Source organism: Priestia koreensis (genome assembly GCF_001274935.1).
In the GTDB taxonomy this organism is placed as follows: Bacteria; Bacillota; Bacilli; order Bacillales; family Bacillaceae_H; genus Bacillus_AG; species Bacillus_AG koreensis.
Window position 1 is genome coordinate 292,145 of sequence record NZ_LILC01000023.1, and the last position, 15,444, is coordinate 307,588.

General features: G+C 40.8%; 17 protein-coding genes and 1 tRNA gene. 8 read left to right on the forward strand and 10 right to left on the reverse strand.

Features of this window, described 5'->3' with window-relative positions; genetic code table 11:
• Positions 1-3: 3 nt before the first annotated feature.
• From AMD01_RS17580 to aldA, 3 genes are all read right to left on the reverse strand, one after another.
• Positions 4-471: a GNAT family N-acetyltransferase gene (locus AMD01_RS17580; protein WP_053402754.1), complete on the reverse strand. Its 468-nt coding sequence runs from the start codon at positions 469-471 to the stop codon at positions 4-6.
• A gap of 113 nt (positions 472-584) precedes the next feature.
• Entirely contained in the window at positions 585-728 is a 144-nt protein-coding gene (locus tag AMD01_RS24265) for a hypothetical protein (protein ID WP_157052782.1), read from the reverse strand.
• 141 nt (positions 729-869) lie between these two features.
• Positions 870-2,321 carry an aldehyde dehydrogenase gene (gene aldA, locus AMD01_RS17585; protein WP_053402755.1) on the reverse strand — a complete coding sequence of 484 codons (1,452 nt, stop codon included), beginning with the start codon at positions 2,319-2,321 and terminating at the stop codon, positions 870-872.
• Positions 2,322-2,462: 141 nt separating this feature from the next.
• On the opposite strand from aldA, the gene AMD01_RS17590 reads away from it, so the two are divergent.
• Complete coding sequence (locus AMD01_RS17590; RefSeq protein WP_053402756.1) at positions 2,463-2,993, forward strand: GNAT family N-acetyltransferase; 531 nt, start codon at positions 2,463-2,465, stop codon at positions 2,991-2,993.
• A gap of 29 nt (positions 2,994-3,022) precedes the next feature.
• On the opposite strand, the gene AMD01_RS17595 is transcribed toward AMD01_RS17590, so the two are convergent.
• The 4 genes from AMD01_RS17595 to AMD01_RS17610 form a co-directional block, all read right to left on the reverse strand.
• Positions 3,023-4,033 carry a MupG family TIM beta-alpha barrel fold protein gene (locus AMD01_RS17595; protein ID WP_053402757.1) on the reverse strand — a complete coding sequence of 337 codons (1,011 nt, stop codon included), beginning with the start codon at positions 4,031-4,033 and terminating at the stop codon, positions 3,023-3,025.
• A complete protein-coding gene (locus AMD01_RS17600; RefSeq protein ID WP_053402758.1) occupies positions 4,030-5,400 on the reverse strand; it encodes a PTS transporter subunit EIIC in 1,371 nt (456 codons plus the stop codon). Before AMD01_RS17600 ends, AMD01_RS17595 begins: the two co-directional genes overlap by 4 nt.
• A gap of 211 nt (positions 5,401-5,611) precedes the next feature.
• Positions 5,612-6,343: a TspO/MBR family protein gene (locus AMD01_RS17605; protein ID WP_053402759.1), complete on the reverse strand. Its 732-nt coding sequence runs from the start codon at positions 6,341-6,343 to the stop codon at positions 5,612-5,614.
• A gap of 128 nt (positions 6,344-6,471) precedes the next feature.
• Positions 6,472-6,711, reverse strand: a complete 240-nt coding sequence (locus AMD01_RS17610; protein ID WP_053402760.1) for a hypothetical protein — start codon at positions 6,709-6,711, stop codon at positions 6,472-6,474.
• Between the two features lie 166 nt (positions 6,712-6,877).
• Here AMD01_RS17610 and AMD01_RS17615 point away from each other — a divergent pair, with 166 nt between their 5' ends.
• Positions 6,878-7,882, forward strand: coding sequence for a DUF3231 family protein (locus tag AMD01_RS17615; protein WP_053402761.1), 1,005 nt, complete (start codon positions 6,878-6,880; stop codon positions 7,880-7,882).
• A gap of 41 nt (positions 7,883-7,923) precedes the next feature.
• On the opposite strand, the gene AMD01_RS17620 is transcribed toward AMD01_RS17615, so the two are convergent.
• The gene (locus AMD01_RS17620) at positions 7,924-9,453 is read right to left on the reverse strand and encodes an alpha/beta hydrolase family protein (RefSeq protein WP_053402762.1); all 1,530 of its coding nucleotides are present in this window, start codon (positions 9,451-9,453) and stop codon (positions 7,924-7,926) included.
• A gap of 180 nt (positions 9,454-9,633) precedes the next feature.
• Here AMD01_RS17620 and AMD01_RS17625 point away from each other — a divergent pair, with 180 nt between their 5' ends.
• The 4 genes from AMD01_RS17625 (at position 9,634) to AMD01_RS17640 (ending at position 12,482) form a co-directional block, all read left to right on the forward strand.
• Complete coding sequence (locus AMD01_RS17625) at positions 9,634-10,107, forward strand: hypothetical protein (protein ID WP_053402763.1); 474 nt, start codon at positions 9,634-9,636, stop codon at positions 10,105-10,107.
• Positions 10,104-10,622, forward strand: coding sequence for a hypothetical protein (locus AMD01_RS17630; RefSeq protein ID WP_053402764.1), 519 nt, complete (start codon positions 10,104-10,106; stop codon positions 10,620-10,622). The genes AMD01_RS17625 and AMD01_RS17630 overlap by 4 nt, the downstream gene beginning before the upstream one ends.
• A gap of 93 nt (positions 10,623-10,715) precedes the next feature.
• A tRNA-Ala gene (locus AMD01_RS17635) sits at positions 10,716-10,788 on the forward strand.
• Positions 10,789-10,868: 80 nt separating this feature from the next.
• Positions 10,869-12,482 carry a HEAT repeat domain-containing protein gene (locus tag AMD01_RS17640; protein WP_053402765.1) on the forward strand — a complete coding sequence of 538 codons (1,614 nt, stop codon included), beginning with the start codon at positions 10,869-10,871 and terminating at the stop codon, positions 12,480-12,482.
• 96 nt (positions 12,483-12,578) lie between these two features.
• Here AMD01_RS17640 and AMD01_RS17645 read toward each other — a convergent pair whose 3' ends face one another.
• The gene (locus AMD01_RS17645; RefSeq protein ID WP_053402766.1) at positions 12,579-13,574 is read right to left on the reverse strand and encodes a LacI family DNA-binding transcriptional regulator; all 996 of its coding nucleotides are present in this window, start codon (positions 13,572-13,574) and stop codon (positions 12,579-12,581) included.
• A 234-nt stretch (positions 13,575-13,808) separates the two neighbouring features.
• Between AMD01_RS17645 and AMD01_RS17650 the strand changes: the two genes are divergently transcribed.
• Both AMD01_RS17650 and AMD01_RS17655 read left to right on the forward strand, forming a co-directional pair.
• The gene (locus AMD01_RS17650) at positions 13,809-14,243 is read left to right on the forward strand and encodes a MarR family winged helix-turn-helix transcriptional regulator (protein ID WP_053402767.1); all 435 of its coding nucleotides are present in this window, start codon (positions 13,809-13,811) and stop codon (positions 14,241-14,243) included.
• A gap of 60 nt (positions 14,244-14,303) precedes the next feature.
• Positions 14,304-14,942, forward strand: a complete 639-nt coding sequence (locus AMD01_RS17655) for a nitroreductase family protein (RefSeq protein ID WP_053402768.1) — start codon at positions 14,304-14,306, stop codon at positions 14,940-14,942.
• A 181-nt stretch (positions 14,943-15,123) separates the two neighbouring features.
• Here the strand turns inward: AMD01_RS17655 and AMD01_RS17660 are convergent, their stop codons facing one another.
• On the reverse strand, positions 15,124-15,444 hold the full coding sequence (locus AMD01_RS17660; RefSeq protein ID WP_053402769.1) for a hypothetical protein: 321 nt from the start codon (positions 15,442-15,444) through the stop codon (positions 15,124-15,126).

Consider the following 15,444-nt stretch of genomic DNA (forward strand, 5'->3'; position numbering starts at 1 on the left):
TCGTTATGTCATTTCTGTAAATCCAATTTTCCCGTAAAGGTGTCTAGCAGAATGATTATCTTTCCCAACCACCAAGTATACGTAGCTGTAGCCCTGTTCAAAGAGACGATTAATACTTTTTTGTAATAAAAAGGTTGAGTACCCCTTGTTGCTGTATGTAGGATGAGTGAACGTATAGGCAACAAGAGGTGCCCCTTCAAACAGCGTAATAATGGTAGCAGAGACTGGTAGACCTTCATTCTCAATCACATATGAGCATTGAGGTAGCCACTTTCCATATCGACCTTCAAACGTCTGTTGAAGTTCACTTTTCGTGTCTTGTAGCTCTTCTTCTTCCTTCTCTTTATAGCTGTCATACATAACTCGACTCAAAAGATTTAAATCTTTCTCACTATCAATATGTCGATAATCTACCCCTAGATTAGTTAATCGATAGAACGTTTCGCATCTCATTTTTATCTTTTTTGGCATTTTTCTTTTTCCCCTTGTCCCCATTTTGAAAGCTCTGTCTTTTCTATTATTAATGTATCACTATCCTCATTTAATTGTAAAATAGTTCAGAACGGGACAGGGAAAATGAGACTTTAGTCAAATAGTTTTTTAAGCTTTTGCTGAATAACAGCGTCTTTTCCCGCTAATATATGAGCAATCTTATTATTCACGCACAAAGCAACCGTTATGATTCCACACGAATGTGAGATAATGTGATAGCTAACCTGAACCTCCATTTCATACACATCCTTTTATATTTTATTTAAATCATCTTTATATAGTATGTATATGTGTAAACAACAGAAAACTCGTGTGCGAAGCAGAAAAAATTATGAAAAGACCGCTACATAAAAAAGACGCCCTCCCGCGCCCTTTTTTTACTTGTAATCTTGTTTGTATTGCATATACACGACGTGCGTTGCAAGAAAATCTTCAAGTCCGTGCTTTCCATCAGCGCCGCCAAGACCCGACTTACGAAGTCCTGCATGATAGCCTTGAATAGCCTCAAAGTTTTCACGGTTGATAAACGTCTCTCCGTATTTCAATTCGTTCGCAGCACGCATTGCCTCATGAACGTTTTCTGTGTAGATAGATGATGAAAGACCAAAATCAGAATCATTTGCTAGTTCGATTGCTTCGTCTAGATTGCTGTAGGTCATGATTGGTAAAACAGGTCCAAAAATCTCCTCTTGAATAATATCCATGTTCTGCTTTACGTTCAGCAGTACCGTTGGCTCATAAAAGAAGCCTTTTTCCATCGAAGCGCGCTTACCACCGGTTGCAATCTCTGCGCCTTCCTTCACGGCCTTTTCCACCATTTCGTGTACCGTGTTCAGACGGTCTTCACTCACAAGTGGTCCCATGTCGGCTTCCTTATCTTGGAGTGGATTGCCAAGCTTTGTATTTTTCATTGCTTCCGTAATTTTTTTAATAAATTCCTCTGCCACGCTCTCATGAACATATACTCGCTCAGCGTTTGTGCATGCCTGCCCTGCATTTGTAAGACGAGACTGCTTAATGCTTTCTACCGCCAAATCGACATCAGCGTTTGCCGTTACGATAGCCGGCGCTTTTCCGCCAAGCTCTAGATTTACTTTCGTAATGTTCTTAGCGGCCGCTTCCATCACCTTCACACCAGCACCAACGCTTCCTGTCATCGTAACAATCGCGACTTTTGGATGTGTAGCAAGGGCGTTTCCGATCGTCGAGCCTTTTCCAGTAATGTAGTTGTATACGCCTTTTGGAAGTTCGTCCATCTCGTCCACAATTTTTGTAAATTCAGCGGCCGTGTTTGGCGTTTGCTGACTTGGTTTTAATACGATCGTACAACCAGCAATTAGAGCCGTAGCAACCTTTCTCGCTAGAATAAATACGGGGAAATTCCACGGGACGATACCACCCACGACTCCGATGGGACGCTTGTAGATGAAGATGTTCTCATTTGGACGGTCACTTGGTAGAATTTCACCTTCAATTCGTCGTGCCCATTCTGACATGTAGTAGAAATAATCAATCGCTGTTTCTACTTCGCCGGTTGCCTGCTCATAGCTTTTTCCCTGTTCTTCAATAAGAAGCTTTATAAACGTATCTTTTCGTTCATTAATCTTATCACCTAACTTGCGGACAATTTTCCCGCGCTCATTGGAAGGTACTTTCTCCCATTCCTTCTGTGCCTCATATGCTGCCTGCACGGCACGATCTGCGTCTCCTTCCGTCGAAGACGGAATGCGTGCAATTACTTCTTCCGTAGCAGGGTTTAATACATCAATAAATTCGTTTGATTCTGATTCTACGTACTCACCGTTAATATAAAGTTTATGTTGTAGCATATAAAATGCCTCCTTCGTGGTTTCTGACTAGTTGAATTGTTCCACTAGGTTATTTTGATTAAACATCTTTTTACAGGATTTCGCACATTGATGAGCGAACATAGTAGGATAAAGTTATGGATAACAAAGGAGAAGAACGAGATGATAACAGTTAAAGAGCTCGACCTCTCATGGCTTCCGCGCATTAAAGAAATTGACCGAACAGAAGAAATTGAGGCCATTTATACGTATAAAAATGAAACGTTAGCAAAAGAAGAACGAAAAAAAGTGATTCCAAATTGGTCACCTGAGGGGATTTCTGAGATTATCCACACTCTTTCTCCTATTATTAAAAATAACGGCCACCTTGTTGGTGCTATTGATCAAGATCGTTTAATAGGCGTTGCGGTGTTAGGGGGCGAGTGGCTTCCTATGCACGAGAAAACGCTCCAGATGGCTTTTCTCTATGTTAGCAATGGGTATAGACGACAAAAAGTGGCACAACGCTTGATCGATCACGTTGTTTTTCGTGCAAAGGAAAAAGGGGCGATGCAGCTTTATGTATCAGCCACTGAAACAAATTCAGCGCTCGGATTTTACTTCCGCTACGGCTTCACCATTGCAAAGCACGTAGATCCCGCATTGTTTTTAAAAGAACCGCTTGATATTCATCTGACTATGCCTATTAAATAAGACGTACCCGTTTGGGCACGTCTTATTGGTTAGTTGTATAATTGAATGGTTTGGCCAGGCTTTACATAATGCAGCAGCGGAATATCTTCCTCTACTATTTTTCCAATCACGTTGACTCGTTCATCAGATGGAAGCGGTGAACGAACAAGCTGAATCTCTCCCTGATAGCGCCCGTAACGGTGGTTGTCCATCGTAATGCTTCCAACAGGACGTTCAGTTGTATGATGGGCATCTACCCGTTCAGTTTGACGTGTGTCCAAAAATCTCCATACGTCACGCGCTTGATCAAAGCGGAGCTGATAGCGGCCTTCTCGTAAATACGACGATTGTATACGTAAGAAAAGCGTTTGGGTCTCATCGTAGGCCACCAGTGCTTTTAGCGTTTCTTGTTTTACCCCTGGGTCTCCGATGTACACATCATCTACACCCATGTACTTCAAGTCTATCCCACTGTTCAAAGGTTTCGCCCCTCGGTGATTCTCGAGTGTCGGAAGACCTTCAAATAATGGTCCTCTCTTTTCCCCATCTCCAGGGACAAACGCGGCAACTCGAACCCCAGCATCACGTAAAAATTGATTTTGATTCACAAAAAACGCCTCATCTAACCCCGTCTCACGTCTTGGATAAAAGTTATGCCATGCAAGGAGTTGTTTAGGCGAAATCCCTAACTTCAACAGATCCTCTAGCTCTTGCTTTGTCATCGTGCTGGCATTTAGCGCAAGTTTAAAGTGCTTTGCTAGTGATAGCGTCGTCTCATGATCGAATCCATCATCAAGTCGAATCCCCTTCACTCCTAGCTTCAACAAGTCTTGAAAACTCTCTAGCCCCAACTTCGAAGGCGTGGATTGGGACGTGTCTGCATAGACATTAATTCCTAACTCGCACGCTAGTGATAACAGTTCTTTCGCTTTTTTTGCTAAGTCGCCCGTCTCCTCTGGAATATGAAGCGAGGTGAAAGCAGTACGAATACCGCTTTCACCTGCCTCTTTTAATCGCTTATGTGCATATGGATCTTGCAAGTAAAAGGAGATGCCAATCAATCAAACTCACTCGCCATTTCATCTTTAAATCCAAAGAAATACGTAAACGCAAAGCCCGCAAAATAAGCAATGACAAGACCTGCAATATAGAGCAATACTTGTGTTGGCATTACGATAAAGGCTAATGGAAGACCGGATACTCCGACAACGCTAGTAGCAACATGGTAATAAGCTTGAAATGCGCCACCTACTCCAGCCCCAAGACAGGCCGTTAAGAACGGGCGACCAAGTGGAAGCGTTACGCCAAAGATAAGCGGCTCCCCGATCCCTAATACACCAGAAGGAAGTGATCCAAAAATCGCACGCTTTAGCTTTTTCTTTTTCGTTTTCATGTAGATGGCAAAGGCTGCTCCAACCTGTCCTGCACCACCCATTGCAAGAATCGGAAGAAGCGGGTCGTTTCCGATCGAGTTAATGAGTTCTAAGTGAACAGGTGTTAGCCCCTGATGCAATCCGGTTACAACGAGTGGGAGGAATGTAGCTCCTAATACAAAGCCCGCTCCTACGCCTCCTGTATCCAAAATTGCTAGCAACCCTTTTGTAATTCCTTCGGAAATAAATCCTCCAACAGGCATAAACACAACGTATGTGACAATTCCCGTCACTAATAGAGTAATCGTTGGCGTCACGATAATATCGACTACACTCGGGACGAAACGACGAATCCTTTTTTCAATAAACGCCATAAAAATAGCGGCCATTAATACACCAATGAGTCCTCCGCGACCCGGGTACAGATTTTCACCGAATAATTTAATGTCTGCAATGGCCGGGTTGATGATCAAAATTCCGGCCATCGCACCAAGTGCTGGTGATCCTCCAAATTCCTTTGCAGCGTTCATCCCTACTAAAATACCTAAATAACCAAAGAGACCTGATCCAATAACGGTCAATAACATTGCTAGAGTTGATTTATCGGATATAGCTTCTGCTTGAATAAGTGCTTTTGTAATACCACTAATAAGTCCAGACGCAACTAAAACCGGAATAAGCGGAATAAAAATGCTTGCAATACGTCGTAATAATAGTTTAAAGGGTGTTGCATTTTTCTTTGAAATTTCAGCTTTCTTATCGGTAGCCCGCGCTTTTAAATCGACGCCTGACCCACCGCCTGCTTTTACGATTTGATCAAATTGATGGTAAACGTCATTTACCACCCCTGGTCCGACAATCACTTGGACCGTATCCTCTTGTACAACTCCCATTACACCCTCAATTTTCCGGAGCGCTGCTTGATCGACCATTGATTCGTCTTTTGGCTTAATGCGAAGCCTCGTCATACAATGTGCGTATTCAGCAACGTTACTAGCTCCCCCAACATGTTCAAGAACTTGTCGTGCGAGCTTTTGATAATCTTTCCCCGCCATGCTTGTTCCCCCTCTTTTTTCATTCTCTCTTTCTAATTATACAGATATTTCTGATAATAATTATACACCTTTTAAAATTTTGTTTCATTAATTATTTATAATTTATAAAATATAATTTTATGTGTAAATAGTTCTAAATACCTAATTGTTAACGCTTTCAAATAATGGTATAGAAAAAAGCCAACAGATCACCCGCCTGATGGCTTCTCGATCAACGCTTTATTTTTCGTACACACTCAATTAAAATGGCAACGGCAATGGCTGCAATCGTAATCCATGCTGTTACGACAATTGACGGCATGTCTTTTTGTTCCACAATAATGGCAATATACGCCCAAACAACAACAAGCGGATACGCGATGTCCTTGTTTTTGAACGTAAAGTAAATGGCCAGCAAACCCCCAATCACAAGCATGATCAAGGTCCATGTGAGCTGATCAAGCCCTAGCAGTGATTCCACATTTTTGTAAGTCAAAACCGTAAATATATTAACAATCGTTGCCACTGAAACCCATCCGAGGTAAATGGAAATTGGGGTACGAAGCAAAATTTTGCGTACAACTGAGTTTTGAATGATGGTATAAATCACGATAAGTGTAAGTAGAAGGGCAATAATAACAAATACGGATAGAACAATATGCCCCTTACCAAATACAATGACCCATAGCGCATTTAAAAGTAAGTTAAGTGGAAACCATAAGCCAATCTTCTGATACACATCTCTTTCTTCGCCTGTTGTAAAAAAGGCACGAATAATCCACACAGCAAGCAGAAGATAAATAAGACCCCAAATGGAAAAGGCGTACGGGGCAGGTTTGAATAGATAATTAATTTCCCCACTTATTCCGCCAATATTTTGTCCGACTGCCATCGTGTAATTAACGATTAACACAGCTAAAAAGACCACAACGTTTGCAATAAAAAGACCCGTTCCTTTTTTCATCTTGTCACTCCTTTAAGTGTTTCTATTGTTTCTGTACCCTTCAAGCAATTTCGATATTCGTCGTTGAGCATACTCACCGATCTCTTTACACATATATGATGAACAAAATCAAATTAGCCTAGCTACATCTAAATTGAGTTGTTGTCGTTAACTGCCTGGCCAGTTTCTGTCTGATTTTGAACGTTTCGCTGTGAAACACGATTGCATACGCGCTGATAGACGGGCGAATAATTCCCAACTGAAAAAGCATTTCCAATTAAAATGTTATTTGCGGTATGACTTTCTTGTCGTGTCGCACCAAAATTAATGTTCGCATTCTGACTAATCGTTTGAACACAAAATCCATTAATGGTAATAAAGGGCTTCATACTATTTCATCTCCTTTTTACTAGTGTATCGCTCGAAAAGGCTTTGGTTTGGACATCACATCATTTTCTTCTTTTATTCACCGGAACAGACCTCACTAACTTTCACACATATTTTTCTCCTACATGATGACACTAAGAAGCATAACTTTTGTAATGAGGTGCGAACATGAATAACGACGGACGTATTGTAACCTTAACCGCTGGAGAAGTAAGTGGATTGTGGTCTGGGTATATCGGGGAAACGATGTTACATTGTGTGATGACGAGTTTTCTATCAACTGTAGAAGACTCAAATGCTCGAACACTGCTTGAGGCGAACAAAAAACGATTAGATGAGAGGCTCGTTCGCTATCAAAAGCTGTTCGAACAAGAAGGAATGATTGCTCCTGCGGGATTTAGTGAGCAGGATGTTTTTCTAGATGCGCCTCGAATGTTTTCAGATAAGTTTTATCTCTTCTACATGAAAGAAATGGCACGAGGATCGATCATTTTGTACACGGAGGCACTGTTTGGCTCTCACCGAAGAGATCTGCGGGAATTTTTTATTCAAAACATCGAGGAATACACAAACGTATTTAATCAAGCGATTGAATATCTATTGGAAAAAGGGATCGTAATCCGGACGCCGAGCATTCCCATTCCAAAAGAAATTCATTTCGTTCATCATCCATCTTTTTTGGGTAAAATCCGTGGTAAAAATCGTCCGGTAACTGCGCAAGAAATTAAGTCTATTTATATTAACTTGGATACAAATATGCTTGGAAAGTCGCTTATGATCGGATTCAGCCAAGCTTCCACCTCGGTCGATTTGCGCACATATCTCGTTCGAGGTCGTAAAATTGCGCATAAACACATTGACCTCTTTATTCATACGTTAACAGATGAGGACTTGCCTTCCCCACAGCTTTGGGACCCAGAAGTAACAGAGTCTCGAATTCCACCGTTTTCTGAAAAGCTAATGCTTTATCACACAGGACTCGCAAGTGCGAGTGGTCTCGCGAATTACGGTTCTGCTCTATCGCAAATTGCTCGAAAAGATCTTTCTCTTATGTTTGCCCGCCTCTCTCTTGAAACGGCAAGATTTGCAGGAGAAGGAACGAAAATCGCAATTGAAAAAGGATGGCTTGAGCAACCTCCTCTTGCTTCAAATCGTGACTTCCTGTCATCATAATAAAAAAGGGAGATGCAAGCGTGGCATCTCCCTCTTACCTGTCAGTATGGGTTGATTTCTTTACCCGTTTTTAAATCTCTTACGCGCAGAGCATTTTGGGGCCTTTTGACATCGTGGCTTTTTGGTGCGGGCTTCTTGTTTTCCACCCAGTCTATTAACAAATCAAACGACTGATGTGCGTAAGGAAGCAGTGGCTGCAGCTTCTTAGTTGCATCTGCGGATGGATTCCAAACTAAACTATCGACATGATTGCCACCTTCAATCATATACAGCCGGTGCAGATCCTGTTTACCCGCTCTTTTCACTAGTTTTTCATACCCTTTTGCATGGACATCTGGAAAGATGAGAGCATCCATTGTACCAGTGAAACTAATTAACGGAACATCAATATCCCCTGTATTCGCAACCTTTTGGATGTTGTCACGCATCAATCGTTTTCTTTGCTCATAGCGATAATCTTTAAAAATCCAATCGTACGTACGATCTCGTTGCCCTGATGGCGTAAAGTTCAAATAATCACGCCAATTTAATCGGTTTGGAGCACTGGGATCAAAATGATCACGGTAAATATTGAGTGTGACAAACCAATACACCTGGTCGTGGTATGGCCAAAGGGCTTCTGATCCTTTCGGAAGACCCGCTTTGTACATATTTTTAAGCGCTTTTTCTTTGTTCTTTCCACTTCCATAAAGAGCGTCTCCTGCCGAATTTACAACCGTAGTCAACGAACTAATTAAGTTGGGTTCTTTTTCTGTCCAAAGCACCCCCTCCCAATCGACACCTCCGTCAAATAAGCGAGGCTCCCCTGTAATCTTAAGCTTATCGTGCTCTAGAGCATAGCGTACCACATATCCTCCGTTTGAAATGCCGATTGCATAAGTAGGGATGTGATGATCCTTGTTGATGAGGTGAGAAGCGGTGTTTGATTGGTCTCTAGCTGCAATTAATTGAGACGGGTGATGGTCTTTGAGGTAATTCTGAGCGGCCTTTGTAACCTGTCGAAAACGTTCATTCCATTCAGCCACGGAATCATCGTCATTTGCAAGTGCATTTTTGACTTTGGCTAGTGGATCGGTTGGATCTTCTTCTCCCTGCGTGCCTTTGTCAATAGCAGCAAATGCATAGCCTTTTTCTAGTACATAATCACTGAATAAAAGATCAGTGGATGTTTCATTTCTTGTGGCTGGAATACCAGAAACGACTAGTTTCCCATTCCAATCTTCTGGGATTCGTATGATAAACTTTGCATCTTCAAACCTTCCAGAGATTTGTGTACCTTTGATTGGTGCTGGCTTGTACACTTCATACCATCCACTCCTATCTGACTGCTGTCCCCAGTTATATGGAACAAGGCCAATATTTCCGTATAAAGTAGCTGCCTTATACTGAATTGGGTTTTTCGTAGTCAGCCAGTTTCCGTTTATTCCGTCAAAATAAGATACCTGGGTGTCTTCTGAGCCAGGAAGAATGGATGTACGTTCCTCTGCATATGCTTTTGGTTGATCTGTCATCATCGTAGTTGAAAAGAATAACGAAGAAAAAATTGTAAGCGTGACCATTTTTCTTTTCAAGGCGAATACCCTCCTTTACGTAAGATTATCTTCATTATACGCTCGTGATTAGCGATACACATGGGTAATATTACATTTTTTTACATTATTATTTTTTACCTGCAGGTACTTAGTAGGTAGAATTAAATGAAAAAAATAGGAAAAGCTTTAATTATTACCGATTGATAAAGGATGATATGCGTGGCGATCTTATTTGTGGCTTCTCTACTACTCCTATTCGGAGTTATTCTCTACTTAAGACAACAGCTAACTATCTTCGAAATAGCTGGATGCTGGTTAGTTTCACTACTGTTCATTCATATTTGGCTTGATATTTCTGGCGAAAATCTTCAGCTCATTCAACACGCGCGCACAATCCCTTTATTTGCAGCTGTTTCAATTAGTAAAGCGTTTTTATTTCCTCTTATGATCGTTACATTTATTAACTTAGCTGTTGCTCATACGCGCGTATGGCAAAAAGTTGGCTTGAGCATGATTGGCATTATAACAATTAGTATATGTGATATTTTGCACTACCACCTTCATCTTTTTTATGCAACGGGGTGGCGTATACAATGGACCTTTGGTATTTGGACCTTCATCTTTTGTGTGACCCTATCTGTACAACCACTATTTTATTCCTTACTTCATAAAGAAAAGCAATCATCGCTATGATTTTATATCCGCCAATTCAATTCGATCAAAACGAATGGTTCATTCTTGTTTCATTACTAATCGTTGCCGCTTTATTTATTTGGCTTCCAAAGCGATTTCCACCTATTATTACGGCTCTGCTCCTTCTTTACATAGCAGCAGTTGCAATTGTTGCTGACCACGTATTAGGGGGCGCATATAAGAAAAATCTATACGACTTTCAAGACCGTGAAAAGTACGAGTGGTTTGATGTTGTGTTACAACTTTTCGTTTATCCTCTATTTGGTTACTTAGTCTATTATATATATGACATATGGCGTCAGAAAAACTGGCACACGCTTTTGTTTATCGGGCTTGCTACCCTTTTTTCAACTATTTTTGAGGGGATATCCGTATGGTTTCGTGTTTTTGTTTATACCGGGTGGCATTTGTTTTATTCTTTTTTGTTTTACTTATGCATTATACCGATCACTATTTTCTTATTAGAAAAGATGAAGTATTACATTCAACAATATCGACAGCACGTGAAGAAATAAGCGGGGTAGTCCTTTTCCAGCGCTGATTTCTTCATTTTTTTATTGACAGAATTCTCTTTCACCGCATAAAATATAGGAAGATATTTCTTTTACGGGGGCTTAGCTCAGCTGGGAGAGCGCTTGCATGGCATGCAAGAGGTCGTCGGTTCGATCCCGATAGTCTCCATTACCTTGAAACCCGAGCGATACGTCGCTCGGGTTTTGTTCATATGAATTGGTTTTTGACTAGCTAAGGAGGCGCTGAATTTGAAACCATTATCGGAAGAAGCTCACCAGATTATTAACCAACTCTATCAGAAACATTCGATCTTCTTTAAGCATAACCATGATAAAGTTGAGTTAATTCAACACCTACAGCATGAAGATAACGTGAGAGTTATTCCTTTTTTGCTTCCGTTTGTTTTTCATCAAAACGCTGCTATTGCAGAAGTGACTAAACGTACCATCCATTACATTCTTGCGCAAAGCGCTTGTAAGCAATGGATTGAACTTGAACAACTTATAAAAGAAATGAACTTCTATCATAAATGGTCGCAAACATGGGATCATCTTCTTCCCTCTCACTTACTGACTTTTCAGATAGATAACCCAGTCGATGCGACAATTTTGGGGCTTTGTAGCTTTCATCGAAACGGATACGTGCGTGAAGAAGCGGTTAAAATACTTAGCGCTCAGCCACAGGGACAAGCCATTCCGTTTTTGTTGCTGAGACTGAATGATCATATTTCGATAACGAAAAAACGGGCTCTGCAAGGATTACGCAACAACTTACAGACTGAATTATCTCCGTATTTTGTGGATGCTATTTATTTGGTGGAGCACCTTCGCAATTACCCAAATGTAACAGATAAAATGATTATTGACGAAATTGAATTATTGCTGCAATCAGCGTCATGCCAAACAGCCGTGCACAACGGCACCTATCATGAAGATCTGTTCACGAGACGCTTTTGTTTTCGTTTTTTTCTTCAGCACCACCAATATGATACCGAGTTTTTAACACGTGCATTACAAAACACCGATGCTCTTATTGCCCTTGGAGCAGGTGAAACGATTCTTAACCATTATGACCAATCATTTGTTTATACACGGATCAAGTCACTTTCTGTGCATAGGTATATGCCTCTTCGGAGAAAAACGTTGCATGCCATTATGGAACGCTTTCCAGATCAAGCAAAAGCATATTTAGAACACGCTTTGCTCGATCGTCACGCTTCTATCCGGGAATATGCGCGATTTTATTTACGATCGGTATTTAATCGAGAAGATTTCCACACTTTTTATGCAAGCTATTTGTCGCAACGGCCGTATGAAGAAACGTCCCCTTCCGCCATTTTAGGTCTTGGTGAAATCGGAGCAGCGTCATGCATACCACTCATTGAACCGTTTCTTCTGCACCCTAAAGTAAAGGTACGAAAAGCAGCCGTTCGTTCAATCGGTAGACTACATTCTTCTAATCAAACCGTATTCATACAGGCGCTTCTTGATCCTTCTCCTAGCGTTTCAAAGGAAGGAGCGAAACAGCTAATTCCGTTTTTAAACGAGGAGCTATCACATCAGCTTTGGGACTTGTTCATTAATACTTTTTCTGTGGTACGTAAAAAACGACTCTTATTGCTTTTTAAACACTCGTTGAAACGAGATTGTCTCTACTACACGATTAGAGCGCGTCAATTAAGCGAACCGCTCATTCAAGAGCTTAGTGAAGAGATCATTGTTTGGTGGTTATCACATTATAATCGAACGTTTTTCCTTACTTTTAGCGAGGGAGAGAAAATGCGTCTACGCGAAGAAATTAAAAAAATGCCTGCTCTTACGGATGAAATGCGCCAAATGGAATTAAAACAACTCGGGCATTAACTCTGCCTCACTTCTCCTTACATGGTACCTTAGCTAAACGTTTAGTTAGGGATTAAATAGAAACAAGCGCGTAAAGGATTCCCCTGCGCGCTTGTTTTATTTCTTAATCATCACATTCAAGACGCTATCACGCTCGAGTAATTGATAATGAGAATATGTGAGTAAAGGCACTTCCTTCTCATTTACTAATCGAATCATGTGCATTGCCGCTTCTTTCCCTGCATCTTTGTAAAAGTACTTCATCGTTGTTAAAGACGGATGCATAATACTCGTTACCTCATATCCTCCAAACCCTGTGATGGATAATTCATCTGGCACACGCAATCCCCTCTCATTCGCAGCTTTTAAAGCACCGAGAGCAATGTTATCGGTTGCTCCTACAATAACAGTAGGCGAAAATTCCTCCATAATACGTGATGTGAGCTCGAAAGCGTTCTGCATACTAAAGCCCGTTTCAAAAAAACGAATGTCCGTATTCTCAACTTCAAGAAACGCTCGTTGAAAACCTGCTTTGCGTACTTGTCCGACCGCAATGTCTTTTTCCGATACCCCTAAGAAGGCAATCTTTCGGTGTCCCATCTCAGCAATGTATTGTCCAACCTTCATCCCTGCCTCATAATCGTTATGAACCAAACTATGGATACCTTCGTAGTGCTGTCCAATGAGCAAAAGAGGCAAATCAACTTCTTGAAAGGCCTTCAAATGAAGAGGCGTAATTTGAGTAGCAAGCAACATAATTCCTGCTACTTTTCGCCTTGAAAAGTCATAGATGCTCTCGATTTCTCGTTCAAGATTAAGATTGGTATTTGCAATCAGCATTTGATAATTCATCTCACGCAGTCCTTCATCGATCCCCATTAACGTTCTTGAAGTGGCGTAGGAGTCTAGTCTTGGCACAATCGTTCCGATCATACTCGTTCGTTTCGCTTTCAAGCTTTGTGCAAACGAATTAGGGATATAGCCTGTTTCTGAGATCACTCGCTCAATTTTCTTTTTCGTTTTTGCACTTACAGATCCTCCATTGAGGTAGCGGGAAACCGTACTTTTTGCCACACCCGCACTCCTAGCAATATCTGCGATTGTTGTATTCATTCGTGTCAGCTCCGTCCTTTTAACAGTTCATTACAAGTATACACGACTTGCGTCCTGAGTAAAATAATCGTACGTGTTATCCACTGAGATAGCTTTTTAAAAAACGAAATGTTCTGTCTTTTATTCTTATCCTTGACATTTTTCAGCCACTTCTTTATATTAGTTGATAGATCAATCATTGATAGGTCAATTATTAACTCATCAACTTTTAGATAGTTAAAAGGAGAGGTATTGTTGTCCCATACATGCTCTAAAGAAATGGCGATTTTATATCATTTTTATGAATTAAATAAACAAGTCACTCAGAAATTTGAACGTTGTACGGGAATGGGACAATCGCGACTTGATTTGCTTCATCACTTATATGAAGTCGATGAAATTAGTCAATCAGCCCTCCAAAAAGACGTTAAAATTGATAGTGCAGCCATCACCAGACACTTAAAACACCTTGAGGGAATTGAAATGATTTCAAGGAGAAAAAATCCAGACGACAACCGCGTTACGTTTGTCAGACTAACGACTAAAGGTCGTCAACAGATTCTTTCTTACCGAAGTGAGCGAGCTCGATTTTTAGAAAACATGTTGCAAGATTTTAGTAACGATGAGCGTTCTACCCTTTTATCCATGTTAGATCGCATAATAGACAATGTATCTCAAATTGAGTCTTGACCTTCTTATCACCTCAATGTTTGATAGTCATCTTAGTACACATGAAGGAGAGATTAATTTATGAATATCAACAAACCGTCAAATGACTTTAATGAAGTAGTAAAAGGACGTCGTTCTGTAAAAGTATACGATCCAAAAGTAAAAATCAGCCGTGAGGAAATGGAAGAAATCATCATGGAAGCAACGCTTGCTCCTTCTTCTGTTAACATGCAACCATGGCGCTTTCTTATTATCGACAGCCCAGAGGCAAAAGCAAAGCTTGCTCCACTTGCACGCTTCAACCAAGAACAAGTTGAAACATCTGCAGCAGTGATCGCTATCTTTGGTGATCTTAAAGCAGACGAAAACGTGGATCATATCTACGAGCAAATGGTCGCACATGGCTATATGCCACAAGACGTAAAAGATATGCAGCTTGGTAAAATTAAAGCATATTACGACAACATGCCTCACCAAGTAAATTTAGAAACAGCTCTAATTGACGCTGGTCTTGTAACAATGCAATTAATGCTTGTTGCTCGTGCACATGGATATGAAACAAATCCAATTGGTGGTTACGAAAAAGATCAAATCGCTGACGTATTTGGTATTGATAAAGAACGCCATGCACCGGTTATGCTTCTTTCAATTGGGAAAGGTACAAAAGAAGGTTACCCTTCATACCGCCTTCCATTCGAAAAGATTGCTCAATTTAGATAAGCAAAAAAACTCCAATGATTTCCATTGGAGTTTTTTTATGTGAACACGGAGGCACATTGAAATCAGTCAAGACCATTATTACTTTCCACTCACCTTTTGCTTCACTGCTACAGGCTTAATCTCTGATTGCAAATCCCCATAAAAAATAGACGAAACTCTCCTTAAGAGAATTTCGTCTATTTTAACGTAGCCATTGAACAAATAACGACACCGTTTTGAACGCAAATAGGACAAAAACAACCCACCAGATCCCTCTAAAGACAGGTGACGTTGATTTCCAGTACACGGCGAATATTTTTTCTTTCAGATAAATGAGGAGCACGAGCCATCCTGCGTTTAGAATCAAGCTTCCTACTTCTCTAACCTGGTAGTAAACAATATTGCCCGTCGTTTTAAGCATCACGCTTGTTATAAGCAATAACGCAATATGTATGACCATGTAAATAATGGCGACAGCGGTCATCTTCTTGACTGCTTTTTTCAGTGTTTCCTTTTCCTTCAA